The 21,667-nt window shown below is 71.5% G+C and carries 15 protein-coding genes; 9 read left to right on the forward strand and 6 right to left on the reverse strand.

What is annotated here, in order from left to right:
• Genes ASF23_RS03885 through ASF23_RS03895 form a run of 3 tightly spaced genes read left to right on the forward strand, consistent with a single transcriptional unit; the run spans window position 1 to window position 4,510 of the window.
• The gene (locus ASF23_RS03885) at window positions 1-1,050 is read left to right on the forward strand and encodes a carbohydrate ABC transporter permease (RefSeq protein WP_055949340.1); all 1,050 of its coding nucleotides are present in this window, start codon (window positions 1-3) and stop codon (window positions 1,048-1,050) included.
• A complete protein-coding gene (locus ASF23_RS03890; protein ID WP_055949343.1) occupies window positions 1,050-1,964 on the forward strand; it encodes a carbohydrate ABC transporter permease in 915 nt (304 codons plus the stop codon). The genes ASF23_RS03885 and ASF23_RS03890 overlap by 1 nt, the downstream gene beginning before the upstream one ends.
• On the forward strand, window positions 1,961-4,510 hold the full coding sequence (locus ASF23_RS03895; RefSeq protein ID WP_082473798.1) for a beta-glucosidase family protein: 2,550 nt from the start codon (window positions 1,961-1,963) through the stop codon (window positions 4,508-4,510). Before ASF23_RS03890 ends, ASF23_RS03895 begins: the two co-directional genes overlap by 4 nt.
• Window positions 4,511-4,664: 154 nt before the next feature.
• Here the strand turns inward: ASF23_RS03895 and ASF23_RS03900 are convergent, their stop codons facing one another.
• Window positions 4,665-5,495 (reverse strand): oxidoreductase, encoded by an 831-nt coding sequence (locus ASF23_RS03900; protein WP_055949346.1) that lies wholly within the window; start codon window positions 5,493-5,495, stop codon window positions 4,665-4,667.
• Window positions 5,496-5,615: 120 nt separating this feature from the next.
• Between ASF23_RS03900 and ASF23_RS03905 the strand changes: the two genes are divergently transcribed.
• Window positions 5,616-6,497 carry a helix-turn-helix transcriptional regulator gene (locus tag ASF23_RS03905; RefSeq protein WP_055949349.1) on the forward strand — a complete coding sequence of 294 codons (882 nt, stop codon included), beginning with the start codon at window positions 5,616-5,618 and terminating at the stop codon, window positions 6,495-6,497.
• 58 nt (window positions 6,498-6,555) lie between these two features.
• Here the strand turns inward: ASF23_RS03905 and ASF23_RS03910 are convergent, their stop codons facing one another.
• Complete coding sequence (locus ASF23_RS03910; RefSeq protein ID WP_055949352.1) at window positions 6,556-7,440, reverse strand: aldo/keto reductase; 885 nt, start codon at window positions 7,438-7,440, stop codon at window positions 6,556-6,558.
• 117 nt (window positions 7,441-7,557) lie between these two features.
• Between ASF23_RS03910 and ASF23_RS03915 the strand changes: the two genes are divergently transcribed.
• Window positions 7,558-7,998, forward strand: coding sequence for a MerR family transcriptional regulator (locus ASF23_RS03915; RefSeq protein WP_055949355.1), 441 nt, complete (start codon window positions 7,558-7,560; stop codon window positions 7,996-7,998).
• A complete protein-coding gene (locus tag ASF23_RS03920; protein ID WP_055949358.1) occupies window positions 7,995-8,972 on the forward strand; it encodes an NAD-dependent epimerase/dehydratase family protein in 978 nt (325 codons plus the stop codon). The genes ASF23_RS03915 and ASF23_RS03920 overlap by 4 nt, the downstream gene beginning before the upstream one ends.
• Before the next feature lie 443 nt (window positions 8,973-9,415).
• Here ASF23_RS03920 and ASF23_RS03925 read toward each other — a convergent pair whose 3' ends face one another.
• A complete protein-coding gene (locus ASF23_RS03925) occupies window positions 9,416-10,174 on the reverse strand; it encodes a TetR/AcrR family transcriptional regulator (RefSeq protein ID WP_055949361.1) in 759 nt (252 codons plus the stop codon).
• Between the two features lie 82 nt (window positions 10,175-10,256).
• Between ASF23_RS03925 and ASF23_RS03930 the strand changes: the two genes are divergently transcribed.
• On the forward strand, window positions 10,257-11,138 hold the full coding sequence (locus tag ASF23_RS03930) for an NAD(P)H-binding protein (RefSeq protein ID WP_055949363.1): 882 nt from the start codon (window positions 10,257-10,259) through the stop codon (window positions 11,136-11,138).
• Between the two features lie 30 nt (window positions 11,139-11,168).
• On the opposite strand, the gene ASF23_RS03935 is transcribed toward ASF23_RS03930, so the two are convergent.
• Window positions 11,169-15,149 carry an ABC transporter ATP-binding protein gene (locus ASF23_RS03935; protein ID WP_055949366.1) on the reverse strand — a complete coding sequence of 1,327 codons (3,981 nt, stop codon included), beginning with the start codon at window positions 15,147-15,149 and terminating at the stop codon, window positions 11,169-11,171.
• A gap of 247 nt (window positions 15,150-15,396) precedes the next feature.
• Between ASF23_RS03935 and ASF23_RS03940 the strand changes: the two genes are divergently transcribed.
• The gene (locus ASF23_RS03940; protein WP_082473799.1) at window positions 15,397-15,963 is read left to right on the forward strand and encodes a DUF4304 domain-containing protein; all 567 of its coding nucleotides are present in this window, start codon (window positions 15,397-15,399) and stop codon (window positions 15,961-15,963) included.
• A 207-nt stretch (window positions 15,964-16,170) separates the two neighbouring features.
• Here the strand turns inward: ASF23_RS03940 and ASF23_RS03945 are convergent, their stop codons facing one another.
• Window positions 16,171-17,508 (reverse strand): alpha/beta hydrolase, encoded by a 1,338-nt coding sequence (locus ASF23_RS03945; protein WP_055949372.1) that lies wholly within the window; start codon window positions 17,506-17,508, stop codon window positions 16,171-16,173.
• A 240-nt stretch (window positions 17,509-17,748) separates the two neighbouring features.
• Window positions 17,749-19,245, reverse strand: a complete 1,497-nt coding sequence (locus tag ASF23_RS03950; protein WP_082473800.1) for an L-serine ammonia-lyase — start codon at window positions 19,243-19,245, stop codon at window positions 17,749-17,751.
• Window positions 19,246-19,416: 171 nt separating this feature from the next.
• Between ASF23_RS03950 and ASF23_RS03955 the strand changes: the two genes are divergently transcribed.
• Entirely contained in the window at window positions 19,417-21,510 is a 2,094-nt protein-coding gene (locus tag ASF23_RS03955) for a potassium transporter Kup (protein ID WP_235510774.1), read from the forward strand.
• Window positions 21,511-21,667: the final 157 nt, after the last annotated feature.

The following is a 21,667-nucleotide window of genomic DNA, read 5'->3' on the forward strand; positions in this document are numbered from 1 at the left end:
ATGAGTTCCTCCCTCAGCACGACGTCGGTCGACGACGCCGGGCGACCGAAGGGACCGACCGACGGGCGCGCCACCACCACGGTGGCGCGCCCGTCGGGTCGATCCCCCCGACCCGGGACAGCACGACCCGGGACGTCGCGTCGTCCGGGCGAACACGGCAAGCGGCTCGAGATCGCGCTCCTGACCGGGCCGGCGATCATCGTGTTCGTCGCCTTCGTGATCTTCCCGGTCGGCCTCGCCGCCTACTACGGCTTCTTCAAGTGGCAGGGGTACGGCCCCGCGACGGACTTCGTCGGCCTCGGCAACTACGCCATCATCTTCACCGACTCCGCGTTCGTGCAGGCGGTCTGGCACAACGGCATCCTCGTCGTGCTGTCGCTCGTCCTGCAGGGGCCGGTGGCGATCTTCCTCGCGCTGCTGCTCAACCAGAAGATGCGCGGGCGAGGACTCGTCCGCGTGCTCATCTTCGTGCCGTACGTGATCTCCGAGGTCATCGTCGGTACCGGGTGGACGCTCATGCTCCAGTCCGCCGGCGCCGTCAACGACCTGCTGCAGTCGATCGGACTCGGCGCGCTCCGGGCGGACTGGCTGTCGAACCCGTCCATCGCGATCTGGACGCTCCTCGTGATCATCACGTGGAAGTACATCGGCTTCGCAGTCATCCTGTTCCTCGCCGGACTCCAGAGCATCCCCGAGGAGCTCTTCGAGGCCGCGGCGATCGACGGCGCGACGTACTGGCAGATCCAGCGGCGGATCACCCTGCCGCTCCTCGGCCCGACGATCCGCATCTGGGCGTTCCTGTCGATCATCGGCTCGCTGCAGCTGTTCGACCTCGTCTACATCATCTGGGGCCAGTACATCGCCTCGACCGCCGGGACCTCGACGATGGCGACCTACATGGTCGGCAACGGGCGGAACTCGGGGAACTTCGGGTACGGGAACGCCGTCGCCGTCGTGATGTTCGTCATCTCCCTGACCATCGCACTCATCTACCAGCGCTTCGTGCTCCGTCGCGACACCGCCGGAGCACTCACCGAGAGGACCAGCTGATGGCGACCACCACGTTCGACGCCCCCGACCGCAGGCTGGTCGGGCGTCCGGGCGGCGGCCCGCGCACCGGGTCCGTCCGCCGCCGCCGCGGGGGGCGTCTCGGAACCGCGAACGCGCCGACCTACATCGTCGCGGTCCTCTTCATCGCGGTGAACCTCGCGCCGGTGCTCTACATCGTGCTCGGCGGGTTCCGCACGAACGCGCAGATCACCGCGAGTCCGGCCGGGCTGCCGGGTCCGTGGGCGATCGGCAACTACGCGGACGTGCTGTCGAGCAGCACCTTCTGGCGGGAGCTCGGGAACTCGACCATCGCGGCCGGTCTCACCACCGTCGGCGTCGTGGTGCTCGGCCTCATGGTGAGCTTCGTGCTCGCCCGCTACCAGTTCCTCGGCCGCGGGGCGATCTACGCGCTCTTCGCCTCCGGGCTGATGTTCCCGATCACGGTCGCGATCACACCGCTCTACCTGCTCGTCAAGGACCTCCACCTCACGAACAGCCTCGCCGGGGTGATCCTGCCGCAGATCGCGTTCGCGCTCCCGACGACGGTGATCATCCTCGTGCCGTTCCTCCGCGCGATCCCCGACGAGATCGAGGAGGCGGCGTCGATCGACGGCGCGAGCCGCCTCGGGTTCTTCTGGCGGATGGTCGTCCCGCTGTCGCTGCCGGGCGTCGTGACCGTCGGGATCCTGGCGTTCATCGCGAGCTGGAACAGCTACATCCTGCCGCTCTTCATCCTGAACGGCGAGGGCTCGTACACGCTGCCGCTCGGGGTCCAGGCGTTCTCGTCGCAGTACTCGGTGGACACCGCCAAGGTCCTCGCGTTCACCTCGGTGTCGATGATCCCGGCGTTGATCTTCTTCACGATCTTCCAGCGGCGCATCGTCGGCGGGCTCACCGGGGCGGTCAAGGGATGACCGCGCCGGTGGGGACGACCCGCGGACGCGGACCGTCGGACCGCGGATCCGGACTGGAGGCGCGCTCGGGTGAGCGGACCACCGCACCCGAGCCGTCCCTCCAGTCCGGTACGCGTGTTCCCGCGTTCCCGACCGTCAGCGACCGGGTCGCCGCGCTCCACGCCCGGATGACCCTCGAGGAGAAGCTCGCACAGATCGTCGGGTACTGGCTCGACCAGAACGGGGTCGTCGCCCCGATGCAGGGCGAGATGACCTCGGGCGACGGGCCCACCGCGACCCTCCCCGAGATCACCCGGCACGGCATCGGCCACTACACCCGCGTGTACGGGACCCGGCCCGTCGAACCGGACGAGCGCGCCGCGTGGCTCTGGTCGGAGCAGCGTCGGCTGAAGCGCGAGACCCGTCTGGGCATCCCGGCGCTCGTGCACGAGGAGTGCCTCACCGGACTCGCCGCGTGGAAGGCCGCGAGCTTCCCGACGCCGCTGGCATGGGGCGCGTCGTTCGACCCGGAGCTCGTGGAGCAGGTCGGCCGCGTGATCGGCGAGTCGATGCGCGCGCTCGGCGTCCACCAGGGGCTCGCACCCGTGCTCGACGTCGTCCGTGACCCCCGGTGGGGACGGGTCGACGAGTGCATCGGCGAGGACCCGTACCTCGTGGGCACCGTAGGGACCGCCTACGTCCGCGGGCTGCAGTCGGCCGGCGTGCACGCCACGTTGAAGCACTTCCTCGGCTACTCGGCCTCGCGCGCCGGTCGCAACCACGCGCCGGTCTCCGCCGGGCCGCGGGAGATCGCGGACGTGTTCCTCCCACCGTTCGAGATGGCGGTCCTCGACGGTGGGGCCCGCTCGGTGATGAACTCCTACGCCGAGATCGACGGCGTCCCGATGGCCGCGAGCGAGGAGTACCTGACCGACGTGCTCCGCGGACGACTCGGGTTCGACGGGGTCGTCGTCGCGGACTACTTCGCGGTCGCGTTCCTCCAGGTGATGCACGGCGCCGCGGCGGACCGGGGGGAAGCCGCTGCGCTCGCCCTCCGTGCCGGCATCGACGTCGAGCTGCCGACCGGGGATGCCTACCTCGAACCCCTCGCCGATCGGGTCCGCTCCGGCGCGCTCGACGAGGCGTGGGTCGACCGCGCGGTCCTCCGGGTGCTCGCGCAGAAGGAGTCGCTCGGACTGCTCGACGAGGACGCCTTCGAGGACGAACCCCCGACCGGCATCGACCTCGACACCGCCGAGCACCAGGTCCTGGCACGCCGCCTCGCCGAGGAGTCCGTCGTGCTGCTCGCGAACGACGGCGTGCTGCCGCTCCGGCCGCCCGAGCACCCGGTGCCCGGCACGGACGGACCGCGGATCGCCGTGATCGGTCCCAACGCCGACCGCGCCGAGGCGCTGCAGGGCTGCTACTCGTTCGCGAACCACGTGCTCGCCGGCCACCCGGACCTGCCCCTGGGGTTCGCGATCCCGACGGTGCTCGAGGCGCTGCCGGCCGCCACCAGGGCCGCCGGTCTCGGGCAGACGGACATCCGCTTCGCCGAGGGCTGTGCCGTCCAGGGCGATGACCGATCCGGCATCGCGGATGCGGCGGCGCTCGCCGCCTCGTCCGACGTCGCGGTCGTCGTCGTCGGCGACCAGGCGGGGCTGTTCGGCCGCGGCACCGTGGGCGAGGGGAACGACTCCGAGTCCCTCGAGCTCCCGGGCTGCCAGCGTGAGCTCGTCGAGGCGGTCGTGGCGACGGGGACCCCGGTCGTCATGGTCCTCTTGACCGGCCGACCGTACGCGATCGGGTGGGCACTCGACGGCGACGGGCCGCGGCCGGCAGCCGTGCTCCAGGCGTTCTTCCCCGGTGAGGGTGGCGGGCTCGCGATCGCCGACGTCCTCGTCGGGCTCGTGAACCCGTCCGGGCGGCTCCCCGTCTCCCTGCCCCGATCGGCGGGTGCGCAGCCGTACTCGTACCTGCACCCGGTGCTCGGCGGGTCGTCGGACGTGACCGCGACGGACTCCACACCCGTTCGGCCGTTCGGGTTCGGGCTGTCGTACTCGTCGTTCGACTACGCGGACCTCGCGCTCGACCGGTCGGTCACCGCCGGGGACACGTTCGCCGCCGGTGTCACGGTGACGAACTCCGGGCAGGTCGCCGGGGCCCACACGGTGCTCCTGTGGGGACGTGACGTGCACGCGTCCGTCACCCGTCCGGTCGTGCAGTTGCTCGGGTACGCCCGTGTCCGGCTCGACCCGGGTGCGTCCGCGCGGGTGGCGTTCTCAGTCCCGTCGACGCGGTTCGCGTTCAGCGACCGGGCGATGACCAGGGTCGTCGAGCCGGGCGACACCGAGGTCTGGGTCGGATCGCACGCCGCCGCGTCCGTCGCGCTCGTCGACACGGGGGCGAGCACCGACGGCGTGATCGTCAACGAGCGGCGCACCGTCGCCGATCCGGTCGCCGGAACGGCGACGCCGCGGCGGACCATGGCGATCACCGGGGCGGTGCACCCGGTGACCGTCGCCGATGCGCGACGGGTGACCGCGACGGTCACGCCGACCACCTGACGGACGGGAGGCACGGTGCGGCCCCGCCCCGTGCCTCCCGTCCGCACGCCGGCGCGTCCGCACGCCGGCGCGTCGCGTACGCCGGTGCGTCGCGTACGCCGGGTACCGCCGGCCCGTCGGGTGGACCGGCACGGACGCGTCGGCCGACCCGTCGCTAGTCGGTGAAGTCGGTGCCCCGGCTGACCGTCTCCCAGGCGTCGACCTCGGTCCGGAGTGCGTCGAGCGCGGCGCGGAAGCCGTCCGACGCGTCGTTGCCGAGCAGGAGCATGAACGGCGGCTCGTCAGCGTCCACCGCGGCCAGGAGCGCCGCGGCAGCCTTCGCGGGGTCGCCCTTCTGGGTGCCGTGCACGGTGTCGTGCTCCTTGCGGCGCTTGCCCGCGGTCTCGGCGTAGTCCGCGATCGGCTCGGCCGCCTGCGTCAGGGACCGACCCGCGAAGTCCGTCCGGAACCCGCCGGGCTCGACGACCATCGCGGCGATGCCGAGCGGGGCCACCTCCTTGCGGAGTGAGAGGGTCAGCGCCTCGATCGCGGCCTTGACCGCCGCGTAGTAGCCGGAGCCCTCCGGCGAGATCCGGGCGCCGATCGACGACAGGTTCACGATCGTGCCGGACCTGCGGGCGCGCATGCCGGGCAGGACCGCCTTCATGGTGCGCACCATGCCGTGGACATGCGTCTCGAAGAGCTGGCGGACGGCGTCGTCCTCGCCCTCCTCGACCGCGGCGCGGTACCCGTACCCGGCGTTGTTGACGAGGACGTCGATGCCGCCGAAGTGCTCTTCGGCGGCGTGCACGGCGGCCGTGACCTGGGCGTCGTCCGTGACGTCGAGCGCCAGGGCGAGTGCCGTGTCGGGGTGCGCGTCCGCGAGGTCCTGGACCGTCGACACGTCGCGGGCGGTGACGACGACCTCGTCGCCGCGGTCGAGGGCGGCCTCGGCGAACGCGCGCCCGAGTCCTGTCGAGCAACCGGTGATGAGCCAGGTGGCCATGGTGTTCCTTCCGTCGGTGTCCTCCCAGCAAACCCCGTCCGCGTGGTGGCTGGAAGTGCCTGGTCGTCCGGGTACTGCCAGCACCTGTCGCCCGGGGGTCGGAGGCCGTACCGTCGACTGGTGGACATCAAGAACCAGGTCAGGGAGTTCCTGACCACCAGGCGCGACCGGATCACCCCCGAGCAGGCGGGGCTCCCCGTGTTCGGCGGCAACCGCCGCGTGAGCGGACTCCGCCGCGAGGAGGTCGCGATGCTCGCCGGGGTGAGCGTCGACTACTACGTGCGGCTCGAGCGCGGGAACCTCTCCGGGGTCTCCGAGAGCGTCCTCGAGGCGCTCTCGCGGGCGCTGCAGCTCGACGAGACCGAGCACGCGCACCTGCTCGACCTCGCGCACACCGCGAACGCGTCCCCGAACGCCCGGCGTCGGACCCCGTCGAACCGGGTCCGACCGGGGGTGCAGCGGATCCTCGACTCGATGGCGGTGCCCGCCTGGGTCCGGAACGGGCGCTCGGACTTCCTGGCGGGCAACCGGCTCGGGCGCGCGCTGTACTCGCCGATCTTCCTCGATCCGCACGGCACCCCGAACACCGCGCGGTTCACGTTCCTCGACCCGCGGGCGAAGGACTTCTGGGCCGACTGGGACCAGCTCGCGTCCGACTCCGTGGCGGTCCTCCGGGCCGAGGCGGGGCGTGCGCCGTACGACAAGGGACTGACGGACCTCGTCGGGGAGCTGTCCACGCGGAGTGAGGAGTTCCGGGTCCGCTGGGCCGCTCACGACGTGAAGAACCACCGCGCGGGGGCGAAGCGCCTGCACCACCCGGTCGTCGGGGATCTCGAGCTGGCGTACGAGGCGATGGACCTCACGGCCGACATCGGCCTGACGTTCATCGCGTACACCGCGGAACCCGGATCGGCATCGGAGCAGTCGTTGCAGCTGCTCGCGAACTGGGCCGCGACGGACGAGCTCGAGGCGCGGGTCGCAGCCGCGAGCCCGACCCACTGACGGACTGGAGGGACGGTGTCAGCTGGCACCGTCCCTCCAGTCCGCGTCCTGGTGGCGTTCAGTCCTCGGGGATGACCACCTCGAAGCGCGACGAGTCCGTGCCGTCCTGGTCCGGCCCGCTCCGCACGCCGGTGTCGAGCGCATCGATCGCGGCCACCTCGTCGTCGGACAGCGCGAAGTCGAACACCGCGAAGTTCTCCGCGATCCGCCCCGGGTTCGTCGACTTCGGGATCGCGGAGCGCCCGTGCTGGAGCTGCCAGCGGAGCATGACCTGCGCTGGGGACCTGTCGTGCGCCTCGGCGATCGCCCCGATCGTGGCGTCCTCCATCACGCTCGTCTGCCCGCCGCCCCATCCGGGGTAGAACGTGATCCCGCCGATCGGGGACCATGCCTGGTCGAGGATCCCGTGCTCCGCGTCGGCGGCCCGGACGTCCGGCTGCGAGAAGTACGGGTGCAGCTCGATCTGGTTGAGCGCGGGCACCACGTCGGTCTGCGCGAGGAGGTCCGCCAGGTGGTGCGGCAGGAAGTTGCTGACGCCGATGGCTCGGACGCTGCCGTCGGCGAGGAGCTTCTCGAGGGCCCTGTAGGCCTGGACCGTCCGGTCGAAGTACATCGGTGCCGGCTGGTGCAGGATCAGGACGTCGATCTGGTCGACGCCGAGCTTCCGGGTGGCCTTCTCGAACGCGTGCAGCGTGTCCTCGTACCCGTAGTCGGAGACCCAGATCTTGGTCTCGACGACGATCTCGGACCGGTCGATCCCCGAGGCGCGGATGCCCTCGCCGACCTGCCGCTCGTTGCCGTACCGCGCTGCCGTGTCGATGTGTCGGTACCCGACCTCGAGCGCGGTCTGCACGGCCTGTGCGGTCTCCTCCGCGGAGCTCTGGAAGACCCCGAAGCCGATCGGCGGGATCTGCACGCCGTTGTTGAGTGTGAGCATGTCCATGGCGGCAACGCTACGAGCGGACCGCGCCCGCTGAGAGGTGCTGCCGGTACCGGGATCCGAGGACCTGGTTCGATCTCGGCTTGACCTCAAGCGCTTGAGGTCTGTTCTGATGGCCTCATGACCACGATGACCATCCAGGACGCGTCGCGGCAGAGTCGACTGAGCGAGCCGACCCTCCGCTACTACGAGGAGGTCGGGCTCATCGGCCCGATCCCCAGGGACGAGCGGAGCGGGCACCGCCGCTACCGCGAGCAGGACCTCGACACCCTGCAGGCGCTCGCATGCCTGCGCGCGATGGGCGTCGGGATCGAGGACATGCGGACCTACCAGGCGAACCGGGAGATCGGGCGACCGGCGGCCGGCGAGCAGCGCGACCTCCTCACCCGCCACGCGCAGCGCATCGAGCGTGAGATCGCGACGCTGCACGTGCACCTCCGGTACCTCGAGGCGAAGTCCGCCCTGTGGGACGCACGCTCCTGCGACGACGCCCATGCGGAGGCTGCGGCCGCTGAGCGCGTGCAGGCCATGCTGACCGAGCTCGAAGCGGTGTTCGCATGACCCGCGTGCTCGTGACCGGCGGTGCCGGTTACCTCGCCACCCGCCTCGTCGCGGATCTGCTCCTCGACGGGACCGAGGTGCGGACCACGGTCCGGTCCGCTGCGAGCGAGCAGGGCCTGCGGGACGCGCTCGACCGCGCCGACGCGGACACGTCCGGGCTCGAGGTCCGGTTCGCCAGCCTCACCGAGGACGACGGGTGGGCGGACGCCGCGGTCGGGATGGACGGCGTGTACCACCTCGCCTCCCCGATGGTGCTCGCGACCGACCCCGCCGAGGTCGTCCCGCCGGCGCGCGACGGTGCGCTCCGTGTGCTCCGGGCGGCCAGGGACGCGGGTGTACCGCGGGTCGTCCTCACGTCCTCGTTCGCGGCGGTCGGGTACGGCGCGCGTCCCGATGCCGATCCGCAGGCCGTCCGCGAGTTCGACGAGCGCGACTGGACCGACCCGGATGCCCCCGGGCTCCCGCCGTACCCGCTCTCGAAGGCGGTGGCCGAGCGGGCGGCGTGGGACTTCGTCGGGCGCGAGGGCGGGGACACCGAGCTCGTCGTGGTGAACCCGACGTGGATCGCTGGGCCGACGCTGACGACGGACGCGCGGTCCTCGCTCGGGGTGTTCACCGCCATGCTCACCGGTGCCATGCCGCAGGTGCCACGGCAGCGGTTCGGGATCGCGGACGTGCGGGACGTCGCGGCGCTGCACGTCACGGCGATGACCACACCGGAGGCCGCGGGCAGGCGGTACCTCGCGCTCGCGGACGGGCCGACGACGACGTTCCGCGGTGTCGCGGAGGTGCTCCGTGCCCGGCTCGGCGATGCGGCGGAACGGGTGTCCGTCGAGGAGGTCCCGGGTGGCGACCCGGCCCCGCTCGTCATCCACAACGACCGGGCGAAGTCCGAGCTGGGCTTCCGTCCGCGGCCGGTCGAGGACACCATCGTCGAGACCGCGCGGAGTCTGCGGGCGCTCGGCCTGGTCTGAGCGGCTCGCCTCGACGACATGACAGATGGTCGGACTGGAGGGACGGTGCGGGCTGGCACCGTCCCTCCAGTCCGGCACACTGCTGGTGCGCCCGTGCGCCGCTCTCCCCATGGGTGCTGCGCCAGTTCCGTTGGATCGAACCACCGGCCGCTGGCAATGACGCGACACCATCGCAGACGTGGACGGGGGCCCGGGAACGTGGTCCTGAGAGGAAGCGATCGGGCTCCGGCCCGAGCAGCAGGGCACGCTCGAGGGCCGGAGCCTCGATGCTCTTCAGCGAACCTCGGGCCGGGAAACCCGATCGGGTGTGGCTCGCTGTGACCAAGCATACGTCCCCTGAAAGGAGGACAACCAGGCGCTTCGACCCCAGTTCGGGGGGTACTTGGACGCGCGTTGCGGGGGCGGGCGGCGGATGGCGGCTGGCTTGCGGCTTGCGGTTGGTGTCAGTCGATGGCGGGTCGGTCGGCGAGCTCGCGGTCGAGCCAGTCGACGAGGAGCGCTCGTTCGGCGGTGCTGAGCGTCTCGAGCTCCGGGACGACGGCGCGGAACGCCACCGTGGCACGGGTGCGTGCGTCGGGGCCGGGGTGTGCATCGAACGGTGACGCGGGCGGATCGACGAGCACCTGTCCGAGCACCGCCGCGAACATGCTGTCGGCGAGACGATCGTCCCGGCGCGCGGGTGTCGTCGCCAGGAGCATCTGGATCGCGCCGATGCCAGCGGCCTGCAGCAGGTCGACCGCGCGGTCCTCCCCGACCCGGAGACGACCGGCGCGCGCGAGTCGATGGACGCGCGCCACCAGGACGTCGCGGCCGGACTGCGCAGCGGGCGACGCCACGACCCGGGCCGGATCGCTGAGGAGCCGGAACAGGGTCGGGTTGGTGATGCCGAAGTCGATCTGGGCGTGCCAGCCGGCGCGGAGGTCGTCGAGGGGATCGACGTCCTCCACGGTGGCCCGGGCGACGATCGCTGCCTTCGCGGTGACGTAGGTGGCCATGACGTGCTCGGCGACCGCGTCGAGCAGACCGTCCTTGTCCCCGAAGAGCCGGTAGATCGTCGGGGCCTGGATCCCGGCGGCCACGGCGACGCCCCGTGTCGTCACCGCGGCAGGCCCGCGCTCATGGAGCAGTCGCATCGCAGCGTCGACGATCCGGGCTCGGACGTCGTCCCTGGAGGCGCCCGGGCCCGTGGCGGTGTCACTCATGGACCAACGATAACGCGCTCTTGCTATCGTCGTGTTTCCGGTGCTACCGTCGTCACAGGATCACCGATAACGAGGAGCGACCATGATCGTCATCACCGGAGCGACCGGGGCCCTGAACGGCGCCACCGTCGACCACCTGCTCGACCGGATGCCCGCGCGCGAGATCGCCGTGGCGGTCCGCGACGTCACGAGGGCCGACCGGTTCGCCGCACGCGGGGTCCAGGTCCGACACGCGGACTATGCCGAGCCGGCCTCGTTGCCGGGTGCCTTCGCCGACGCAGAGCAGCTCCTGCTGGTGTCGTCGAGCGACCCGACGGCCGATCACGTCGCGCTCCACCGCACCGCGATCGACGCTGCGGTGTCGGTCGGGGTCGGGCGCGTCCTCTACACGAGTCACCAGGGCGCTGCGGCCGACACACCGTTCGGCCCCGGCCGCGGGCATGCCGCCACGGAGCAGCTGCTCGCCGAGTCGGGCCTGCCCTGGACCTCCCTCCGGAACGGCTTCTACGCGCACACCCTGCAGTGGGCGCTCGGTCGGTGGCGGGAGACCGGGTTCATCGACGTGCCGGCGGATGGTCCGATGTCCTGGACGGCCCGCGGCGATGCCGCAGCAGCAGCCGCGGTGATCATCGCCGACCAGGCTGCCGGCACCCGGGAGTTTGACGGTCCGACGACGCTGACGGCCGCGGACGCGCCGACGTTCGCGGACATCGCGGTGATCGCCACGGGCATCGCGGGTCGTCCGGTCGAGTGTCGTGTCCTCGGGGACGATGCCTGGATCGATGCGCAGGTGGCCGGTGGGCAGGAGGAGTTCGTGGCGCGCTTCATGCTCGGCATGTACCAGGCGGCGGCCGGCGGGTTCTTCGCGGGGACGGATCCGCTGCTCGGGGAACTGCTCGGGCGTGAGCCGGAGACCGTGCGCGACGTGCTCGAGGCCCCCGCACCCACGCCGGCCGGGCACTGAGGACGCCGGAGCGGTGGGGGCGGCGAGATGCTACCGGGCGTCGACCGACTCGTAGGCGCGCCACATCATCGCGTACCGTCCATCGGCTGCGATGAGTTCGTCGTGGGTCCCGAGTTCGGCAATCCGCCCTCCCGCCAGCACCCCGACCCGGTCGGCGGCCCGTGCGGTCTGCAGCCGATGCGCGATGACGATCGTGGTCCGACCCGCAGCGACTCGCTGCATGGCCGCGGTGACCCGCGCCTCGGTGAGCAGGTCGAGGTTGGACGTCGCCTCGTCGAGCAGCAGGATCGCGGGATCCACGAGTTCGGCCCTGGCCAGTGCGATGAGCTGACGGTGGCCGGCGGAGAGCGATCTCCCGCGCTCACTGAGCATGTGGTGGTAGCCACCCGCGAGCTCGGTGACGAACTCGTGCGCACCGACGGCCCGGGCGGCGGACTCGACCTCGGCGTCGGTGGCGTCCGGTCGCCCGTACGCGATGTTTTCCCGGACCGTCCCGGTGAACAGGAACGCCTCCTGGGGGACGTACCCGAGCTGTCGCCGGAAGGTCAGCAGATCGAGCGCACGGAGATCGACGCCGTCCACGAGCACCGCGCCCTCGTCCGGGTCGTAGAAGCGCGCGACGAGCTTCATCACCGTGGACTTGCCGGCGCCGGTCTCACCGACGAGCGCGATCGTCTCACCGGGCGCGACCCTCATGTCGATGTCGTGCAGCGCTTCCGGCGGCTTCGGCGGCGCGGCGGGTGCGACGACGATCGAACGGGTCTCGGCCGGGCCGCGGAGCACCGGACGGGCGACCGGTGCCGCGGGGTAGGCGAACCGCACACCCCGGAGCTCGACCCTGCCGCGGAGCCGGGTCGACTCGACCGGCGACGCGGCGTCGGGTGTGAGCGTCTCGAGGCGCATGAGATCGCTGATGCGCGACACCGACACCCGCGTCTGCTGCCACGAGTCGAAGACCTGCGACAGCTGCTGGATCGGCGAGAAGAACATGTCGATGTAGAGCAGGAAGGCGATGAGCGCGCCGGACGTCAGGTGTCCGGATGCGATCAGGGAGGCCCCGACGCCGAGCACGATCACGTCGGCCACCCCGGAGAGGAACTGCACGAACGGGAAGTACGTGGCGACGAGTCGCTGCGCCGCGACCCTGGAGTCGAGGTACCGCCGGCCGAGCCCGTGGAAGTGGGACATCGTCGCCGTCTCGTGCACGAACGCCTGCGACTCGCGGACCCCGGAGAGGCTCTCCTGGAAGTCTGCGTTGACGATCGCGATCCGTTCGCGGGCCTCGTCGTAGAGCCGCGACGACCGACTCCGGAACCACACCGTCGCGAAGACGAGGGGCACCACGACGGAGAGCGTCAGCAGCCCGAGCTCCGTGTCGATGAGCACGAGAGCCACCCCGACCCCGACGAACGTGACGATCGAGACGAGCGCCGACAGCAGGCCGTTCTGGATGAGCGACTCGAACTGGTCGACGTCGGTCGTCATGCGCGTCATCACGCGGCCGGCCATCTCACGCTCGTAGAAGTCGAGGGACAGCCGCTGCAGCTGCGCGAAGATCCGGATCCGCAGGCCGAGCATGATCCGCTGGGCGACACGGCCCGTCACGAAGGTCTCGGCCATGCCGTCCGCCAGGTCCGCGAGCGTGACCACGAGGAACAGCCCGGCCGCGGTGAACAGCACGATCTCGGAGCCCTGTTGGACACCGCCGTCGATGCCGGTCTTGACGAGGTACGGGCCGATGAGCCCGGCCACGGCGTCGATCACCACGAACACGAGCGCCAGCAGGAGCGGGCGGCGGAACTCCCGGAGCAGCGTGCGGAGCGAGAACTGCCGCTGCTGGGCGGTCTCGGTGTCGAGGTCGATCGCCGGGACGTCCCGGATCGGTCCGAGCGCCTCGACCCGCGCGAGGAGTTCGGGCGTCGCGGCGAACATCGCGGCCATGCCGCGGCCGCCCCCACGCCCGCCGCCGCCACCGAGGCCCATGCCGAGGCCGCCCCCGGGGGCACCGGCCCGGCCACTGCGGCTCCGGGCGGGGTCCTTCCCCCATGCACCCTCGGTCGTCCCGCGCGCGGGTGCGGGTGCGGCGCCGCGGGCGGTGGTGGCGGCAGCAGCGGTCCCGGTCGCGGCCAGACGCGAGAGGGTGTCGACGTCCCCGGACGCGGCGGCGGCACGAGCGTCGTCGGAGTCGTCCTCGCCCATGCCCGTGATGAGCGCCCGGTAGATCGCGCTCGAGGCGACGAGCTCGTCGTGCGTGCCCTCGTCGACCACCCGGCCGTGGTCGAGCACGATGATCCGGTCGGCGAGGTGCAGGGTCGACTCGCGGTGCGCGACGAGGAGCACGGTCCGGCCCTCGAGCGTGTCGCGCAGAGCGTCGTGGATGGACTGCTCGGTGGACGCGTCGATCGCACTCGTGGCGTCGTCGAGGATCAGGATGCGCGGATCGGACAGGATCGCCCGGGCGAGGGCGATCCGTTGGCGCTGGCCACCGGACAGGCTGAGGCCGCGCTCACCGACCACGGTGTCGAACCCCTTGGGCAGAGCGTCGATGAACCCGCTGGCGTGGGCGACGGCGGCTGCGGCACGGACCTCGTCGTCCGTCGCGTCGGGGCGGCCGTAGGCGATGTTCGCGCCGACGGTGTCCGAGAACAGGAAGCTCTCCTCGAACACCATGCCGATGCCGCCGCGCAGGGAGTGCAGCGTGAGCTCGCGGAGGTCGTGTCCGTCGAGCAGCACCCGCCCGGACTCGGGGTCGTGGAAGCGGGCGACGAGCGATGCGACGGTCGACTTGCCACTGCCGCTCGGGCCCACCAGGGCGACGCGCTCCCCGGCAGCGATCCGGAGGTCGAACCCGTCGAGCGCCGGAGCCGCACCGACGTGAGCATCGGCGGACGGATCGGTCGGCCCGGACGTGCCCCGCTCCGCCGGGCCGGATGCCGCGTCGGCGTCGGCGTCGGCGTGTTCCGCGCCGTACCCGAACGTGACGTCCTCGAAGGCGATGTCGCCGCGCACGTCATCGAGCGCGACGGCGCCGGGAGCATCCCGGATGGTCGGCTCGCGATCGATCAGCTGGAAGATCCGCTCGATGCCGACCTGCGCCTGCTGCCCGATCGTCAGGACACCCGCCAGTTGCCTGGCCGGCGCCATGAGCGCCGCGACGTAGCTGGTGAACGCCAGGAAGGTGCCGATGGTGATGTCGCCGTGCAACGCGAGCCATCCGCCGAGTGCCAGGATCGCGACCTGCGCGAGCGTCGGGATCGACTCCAGGAGCGGCTGGAACCGCGACTGGATCCGCACACTCCGCATCTGCGAGCCGTAGACGCCGGACGCCACCCCGGCCATCTTCCGGACCTCGTGCTGCTCCCGCCCGAAGGCCTTGACGACACGGACGCCGCCGACGTCCTCGTCGACGATCTGCGCGACCTCGCCCTCGCGCTGCTGCGCGTCCCACGTCGCGGGCATGATCTTCGCGCGCATCCGGTACGCGGTGACGACGAGCGCGGGGACCATCACCAGGCTGACCAGGGCGAGCACCGGGGCGAGTGTGAACATCACCACGATCGACAGGATCATCAGGATGACGTTGCCGCTCATGATCGGCAGCATGTTGAGCAGGCCCTGCACGAGCGCGGAGTCCGAGTTCGCCCGGCTGACGAGCTGGCCGGTCGGCATCCGGTCGAGGCTCGCGGCGTCCATCCGCTGCAGGTGGTCGTGCATGTCGTTGCGGAGGTCGTTCTGCACCTCGAGGGCGACCCGTCCGCCGCGGTACCGTCGGAGGTAGGTGAACCCGAACGTCGCGGCCGCGAGCGCGAGCAGCAGGACGAGCCACGGTGCGAGCGGCGACGACTTGTCGACGATCACCCCGTCGACGATCTGCCGCGCCACAAGGGGGACGAACACCTGGCAGAGGCTGCCGAGGAGCGCGGCGACGAGCGAGATCACGACGCTCCGACGGTGGCGGAGCATGTACCGCCAGAGGCGCCGGATCCAGCCCTCTGCGCGCGCCTCGGCCATGCGCTCACTGTACGCGCGCATGGTTGCGTTTCTGAACCATCGGGAACCCGGCACGTTCCGGACTGGAGGCGCGGTGCCGTCCCGTCCCGTCCTTCCAGTCCGCCATCGGCTCACACCGGTGAGGTGCGTCGAAGTGTCGGGTCGCGCGACGTGAGCCGACAGTTCGACGCACCTCACCCACCGGCGGGCCGGACATCGACCGGCCGGCCAGGGGCGGTTGGGCGGGCTCCGGTGCCAAGATGCTCCAATGACCACTCGGCAGCTGTTGCGGGACGCGTTGCGGACCATCCTCGGGCCGGCCGTGCGCGCACACGGCTACCGGGGGACCGCCCCGACGTGGCGGAAGGAATCGGAGCTCGGCGACGTCGCAGTGATCAACATGCAGATGTCCGCGTACGGCTCCGCGTGGGACAGCTCGTGCGTGGTGAACCTCAGTGTCGAGGTCGTGCCGTGGGCTGAGATGACCGCCGCTCGCATGGGTATCGGGACGCGTCAGCTGCTCCACTCCCCCGGCGGCCTGTGGCACCGCCGTCTCACGCCCTCGGAAGCCTCGGACGACGGGCCGGAGCAGTGGTGGTCGGTCACTGACGAGGCTTCCGCCCGGTTCGTCGTCGAAGACGTGGTCGCCCAGCTCGAGGACCGGTGGTTCGGTGTGCTCGACGACCTCCTCGCACCGGGTGGCATGCTCCGCCAGGTCCGGAGTGGCGACCTCGGCTACGGCCATGTCGCGGACTGGCAGGAGCACTTCGCCGAGGAGATCGAGATGCTCGAACGTGAGCGCCCAGAGCCGGATACGCCCCGCGCGCCCCAGTGAGGAGTGCCGAACTGTCGGGTCGCCCCCAGTTGGGCACCTCTCGCCGGCCTTCGGCAGCGCCGCCCTTGTGACCACGCGCCGGACGGGAGGGACGGTGCCAGCCCGCACCGTCCCTCCCGTCCGGCGGTGAAACGTGCCGAACTGTCGGATTGCGCAGGAGCACCCGACACTTCGGCACGTCTCACCGGCCGGCGGACACGCACCCCGTCAGTGGCGGTCGGCGGCGACGAGCCGGTCGGCGATCGACGGCAGGGCCCGCTCGAGCGCGTAGTGCACCGTGTTCCAGTCGTGGCCGCTGCCCGGCGCCTCGAGGACGCTCGTCGTGATCCCGGCCCTCCGCGCCGCCCGTGCGAGCTGTCGTCCGTTCGACCGGTACTCGCGGTCGGAGCCGCCCCACGCGAGCGTCGTGAAGTGGTGGGAGTACGGCGCGTGCGCGGCCATGAGCCCCTCCGGTGTCGCCGCGCGGTACCGGGACGCCGACCCGCCGAAGGCCGCGTCGATGGTGTGGTCCCGGTCGCCGTTCAGCGGGACGCGCTCGCTCGAGATCGCCAGCGCGTTCGTGAAGAACTGCGGGTACCCGGTGCTGAACTGCATGGTGCAGGTCCCGCCCTCGGAGAACCCCATCACACCCCATCCGGCACTGACTGGCTGGACGCGGAGGTGCTTCGTCGCCCACGCCGGGACGTCTCGCAGGATGTAGGTCGCCGCGTTCCCGAGCGGGGAGTCCACGCACATCGGGTTGTGGCCCGGCACGGCGAGCTGGTCTGCGGAGATGACGATCGGGGCGACCCCGTGGTGCGCGTCGGCGTAGGAGTCCATCACCGCCGCGAGACGACCGGCAGAGAACATGTCGCTCGGCGTACCCGGCTGACCGGACAGCGACAAGACCACCGGGAGCCGGGGCGGATCCGCCGTGAGGGCGGCGGGCGGCAGGTACACGACGGCCTTCCGCGCCGGGAAGCCCGACTCCGAGCCGGGGATGCGCACCCAGCCGACGCGGCCGTGCTCCGGGAGGTCCGTCGGAGCCCGCCAGGTGGCGAGCGTCGGCACGTTCCCGTCGACGGGCGGAGCCTCCGCGCCGATCGGCAGGTGGCCGTAGGGCGACTCCTGGAGCAGTGCGTTCAACGTCGGGTAGGCCGCGAAGTCGACGTTCACCCCGAGACCGGCGGCCAGCAGCGCGAACCCGACGACCGTGGCGCCGGCGAACCGTCGGAGCCGGCCGCCCTGCACGAGTGCGGTGACCCCGAGCGCGAGTCCGGCCACGGCGATCGCGACCCACATGCGGACGACGGTCGAGAACGCGACGTCGAATGCGTCGACGACGTCCGACACGATCCAGCAGGCGAGGACGCCGAGTGCGGCACTGCCGAGCGTCGCGACCAGTCGGACGACCGCACGACGGCGGGCGGCGGCGTCGTTCGACCTGGACCGTCGTCGGAGCGGCAGGATGACGAGGACCGCGAGCACCGCCGTGACGACGTCGATCGGGATCAGCTTCGTCCAGACCTCCAGGCGCGTGCCGAGGAGCCAGTGGAGCAGTCCCATCGTGGTGCGGCCTCTCGCGCAGCGTCCTCCGTTCCGAGCGGACGATGCTCGGGGGGACGGCCCACGCGGGTCGCGGACACCCCACCTTGCCGGGCGATGTGCGTTCTCCGGCGGAACGGACGCTGGGGCTGCCTGCGAGTCAGCTCAGCTCAGCGCAGCGCAGCGCAGCCCAGCCCAGCGCAGCTCAGCCCAGCCCAGCCCAGCCCCGCGCAGCCCAGCCCCGCGCAGCCCAGCCCAACCTCAGCACTCCGGGACGTTGACCGCGAGCCCGCCCATCGCGGTCTCCTTGTACTTCGAACTCATGTCCCGCCCGGTGTCCCGCATCGTGGTGATCACCTGGTCGAGGGAGACGCGGTGGTCCCCGTCGCCCCAGAGCGCCATCTGTGCAGCGTTGATCGCACGGGCCGCGGCGATCGCGTTCCGTTCGATGCACGGGATCTGCACGAGACCGCCGATCGGGTCGCAGGTCAGCCCGAGGTTGTGCTCCATCGCGATCTCCGCGGCGTTCTCGACCTGCTCCGGGGTCCCGCCCGACACCTCGGCGAGCCCGGCGGCCGCCATCGACGCGGCCGATCCCACCTCGCCCTGACAACCGACCTCCGCGCCGGAGATCGACGCGCGCACCTTGTAGAGCAGCCCGACGGACGCCGCCGCGAGCAGGAACCGGACGCGGACGTCGTCACGGAGTGCCTGGTCCCCGTCGCGGATCTCGGGGACGAAGTGCAGGGCGTGGTGGAGCACCGCGGGGATGATGCCGGCCGCACCGTTGGTCGGCGCCGTGACGATCCTGCCGCCGGACGCGTTCTCCTCGTTCACGGCGAGCGCGACGAAGTTCGCCCAGTCCTGCCACCGAGCGGGATCGTGGCGCGGGGTGCTGCCCGCGGTGTCGTCGCCGAGCTCCGACGGTCCGCCGAGGCGCTCGAGCCAGGCACCTGCGCGCCGTCGGACTCGGAGCCCGCCCGGCAGCTCACCGGTGCGTGCGGCGCTCGCCCGGACGGAGGCGGTCATCACGGTCGCGATCTCGAGCAGGCCGTCGCGGATCTCGGGCTCGGAACGGCGGGCGCGTTCGTTGCGGAGCATCACCCCGGCGAACGACAGTCCCTCGGCGCGGCAGTGCGCGAGCAGCTCGGCGGCGGAGGTGAAGGGCAGCGGGACGTCGTCGGGACCGCTCGGACGGACCCCTCCCGGCTCGGCGGAGAGGACGGCGGGCGTGGACCCGCCCGGCTCGGTCGCCACCACGAACGGCTCCGACCGCTCGATGAACCCACCGCCGACGGAGTAGTACGTCGCTTCGTGGAGGAGCCCCCCGTCGGTGTCGAGGAGCTCGAAGCGCATGCCGTTCGTGTGCTCGGGCAGGATCGTCAGGGGGTGCAGCACGATGTCGAACGGCACGGCGACGGCACCGCCGTCGAGCCGGAGCGAGGGCTCCGTGGTGAGCTCCACGCACCGGGCCGCGTAGTCCTCGGGGTCGACCCGCTCCGGCAGCACGCCCTCGAGCCCGATGACCACGGCGTCGAGCGTCCCGTGGCCACGGCCCGTCGCCGCGAGCGACCCGTAGAGGTGCACCGCGACGGACGCGACGCGGTCCACGAGACCCATGCCACGGGCCTCCAGTGCGACCGCGGCACCGGCCCGCATCGGGCCGACCGTGTGCGAACTCGACGGTCCGATCCCGATCGAGAAGAGGTCGAAGACGGAGATCCCGGCGGCGACGGCGTGGACATCGGGCTCGGACACTCCTGCACCCTACGTCGTCCGGACGGTACAGCGCTCCGCCGGCCCGCGGTGGACACTCGGCAACCTTGCACTCGGACCGCGCGAACGCGGTGTAGACATGGCCAGCGGTACGTCGCACGGGCTCCGTGAACGCTGCCTGTGCCAGATCATGTACTGCGAGAGGACCATGCGGTGAGCGAGTCGGCGTCGACGGGATCGTCGGGCGAGGGAACGAAGCAGATCCCCGGCCTCGAGCCGACGGACGCGCCAGGCGCGACGGACGCGGCCGGGCGTGAGGCGGCGGCCGAGTCCGGCACGGACGGACTGGAGGCGCGCCCCGCGCCCGGCAGGTCCGACGCGTCCGACTCGGGGTCGGCCGAGCGGCACGGCAGCGGTCTCGGTGGCAAGGCGCTCGCCGGCGTCGCGCTCGCCGCACTCGGAGTGGTGTTCGGTGACATCGGTACCAGCCCGCTGTACGCGCTGCGCACCGTGTTCACGATCGACGACGGCGCGGTCAAGGCGACGCCGGACGACGTCTACGGTGTGATCTCGCTGATGTTCTGGAGCATCACGATCATCGTGTCGGTGAAGTACGTCGCGATCCTGCTCCGGGCCGACAACAACGGCGAGGGCGGCGTGATGGCCCTGGCCGCACTCGCGCGCCGCCTCTACGGCAAGAACGCGAGCCGAGCGGCAGCACTCCTCGTGATCGGCATCGTCGGCGTCTCGCTGTTCTACGGCGACTCGATCATCACGCCCGCCGTCAGTGTGCTCTCCGCGGTGGAGGGTCTCGAGGTCGCGACGCCCGGTGTGTCCCACCTCGTCGTGCCGATCGCCGCGGTGATCCTGACGATCCTGTTCGCCGCGCAGCGGTTCGGGACGGCCAGGGTCGGCAAGCTCTTCGGGCCGGTGATGCTGCTGTGGTTCGCGGTGCTCGCCGTCGCCGGCATCGGCTCGATCGTCAAGGACCCGACCGTGCTCCGGGGCCTGTCACCGACGTACGCGATCAGCTTCACGGTCGCCCACCCGGGGATCACCTTCGTGGCGATGGGTGCCGTCGTCCTCGTCATCACCGGTGCCGAGGCGCTCTACGCGGACCTCGGACACTTCGGGCGCCGACCGATCCACCGCGCCTGGTTCTTCGTGGTGTTCCCGGCGCTGACCCTGAACTACCTCGGGCAGGCGTCGCTCATCCTCAACGACCCGTCGACGCGCTCGAACCCGTTCTTCCTGCTGATGCCGGAGTGGGCGCGGATCCCCGTGGTCATCCTCGCCACGATGGCGACGGTGATCGCGAGCCAGGCGGTGATCTCGGGAGCGTTCTCGTTGTCGGCGCAGGCGGTGCAGCTCGGGCTCCTGCCGCCGCTCAACATCCGGCAGACCTCCGAGAAGGACGGTGGTCAGATCTACCTGCCGGCCGTCAACCTGCTGCTGTTCCTCGGCGTGATGGCCGTGATGCTCACGTTCCGGTCGTCCGAGCGGCTGGCGACGGCGTACGGGGTGTCGGTGACGGGCGCCCTCGTCGTCGACACCGTGCTGCTCCTCATCGTGGCGCGGCGGCTCTGGAACTGGAAGATCTGGCACCTGGTCGTCGCCGCCGTGGCGTTCGGCGGGCTCGAGCTGACGTTCCTCGCGGGCAACCTGTCGAAGGTCATCCACGGTGGGTGGGTCCCGCTCCTCATCGCGGCCGCCGTCATCATGGTCATGACGACGTGGCGCCGTGGGCGTCTGCTCGTCATGGAGGAGCGCACCGAGCAGGAGGGCTCGCTCGAGGACTTCATCGCGAAGGTCCAGGCGCACGACATCCCGAGGGTCCCCGGGGTCGCGATCTTCCCGCACCCCAACAAGGACACGACACCGCTGGCGCTCCGCGCGAACGTGGAGCACAACCACGTGCTGCACGAGCGGGTGATCATCGTGTCGGCCATCACCGTCGGGGTCCCACACGTGCCCGCCGCGAAGAAGTACGTCTGGGACGACCTGGGGTACGCCCACGACGGCATCGAGCACCTGCTCATCAAGTCCGGGTTCTCCGACGACCCGAACATCCCCGCGGCGCTGCAGCAGGCCTGCGTGGCCGACGTGCTCGACCTGTCGCCGGCCGACATCGAGGACGCGTCCTACTTCGTCTCCCGCGGTGCGCTCCGGCCGAGCCGTGGTCCGAGCATGGTGCGCTGGCGCAAGAAGCTGTTCGTCGCGCTCGCGCAGAACGCGGCGAACCCGGCCGCACGGTTCGGGTTGCCGCCGCACCACACCGTGACGATGGGGAGCGACGTCGACTTCTAGGCGTCGCGTCGGCCGCGCCGGCCGCGCCGGCCGCGCCCGTCCGTCCGTCGGGTGTTCTGAACACGGCGGTCCGGCGTGAACACCGTGATCCGGGTGTTCCGGTCGGACGCGCGTGTTCAGAACACCCGCGGCTCCGGCCTGGAGGGACGGCGCAGCC

The organism is Curtobacterium sp. Leaf261 (assembly GCF_001422205.1).
GTDB lineage: Bacteria > Actinomycetota > Actinomycetes > Actinomycetales > Microbacteriaceae > Curtobacterium.

Coding starts and splice junctions, on each gene's coding strand:
- ASF23_RS03885 (WP_055949340.1), top strand. CDS start 1: ATGAGTTCCTCCCTCAGCACGACGTCGGTCGACGACGCCGGGCGACCG.
- ASF23_RS03890 (WP_055949343.1), top strand. CDS start 1,050: ATGGCGACCACCACGTTCGACGCCCCCGACCGCAGGCTGGTCGGGCGT.
- ASF23_RS03895 (WP_082473798.1), top strand. CDS start 1,961: ATGACCGCGCCGGTGGGGACGACCCGCGGACGCGGACCGTCGGACCGC.
- ASF23_RS03900 (WP_055949346.1), bottom strand. CDS start 5,495: ATGGCCACCTGGCTCATCACCGGTTGCTCGACAGGACTCGGGCGCGCG.
- ASF23_RS03910 (WP_055949352.1), bottom strand. CDS start 7,440: ATGGACATGCTCACACTCAACAACGGCGTGCAGATCCCGCCGATCGGC.
- ASF23_RS03915 (WP_055949355.1), top strand. CDS start 7,558: ATGACCACGATGACCATCCAGGACGCGTCGCGGCAGAGTCGACTGAGC.
- ASF23_RS03920 (WP_055949358.1), top strand. CDS start 7,995: ATGACCCGCGTGCTCGTGACCGGCGGTGCCGGTTACCTCGCCACCCGC.
- ASF23_RS03925 (WP_055949361.1), bottom strand. CDS start 10,174: ATGAGTGACACCGCCACGGGCCCGGGCGCCTCCAGGGACGACGTCCGA.
- ASF23_RS03930 (WP_055949363.1), top strand. CDS start 10,257: ATGATCGTCATCACCGGAGCGACCGGGGCCCTGAACGGCGCCACCGTC.
- ASF23_RS03935 (WP_055949366.1), bottom strand. CDS start 15,149: ATGGCCGAGGCGCGCGCAGAGGGCTGGATCCGGCGCCTCTGGCGGTAC.
- ASF23_RS03940 (WP_082473799.1), top strand. CDS start 15,397: ATGACCACTCGGCAGCTGTTGCGGGACGCGTTGCGGACCATCCTCGGG.
- ASF23_RS03945 (WP_055949372.1), bottom strand. CDS start 17,508: ATGGGACTGCTCCACTGGCTCCTCGGCACGCGCCTGGAGGTCTGGACG.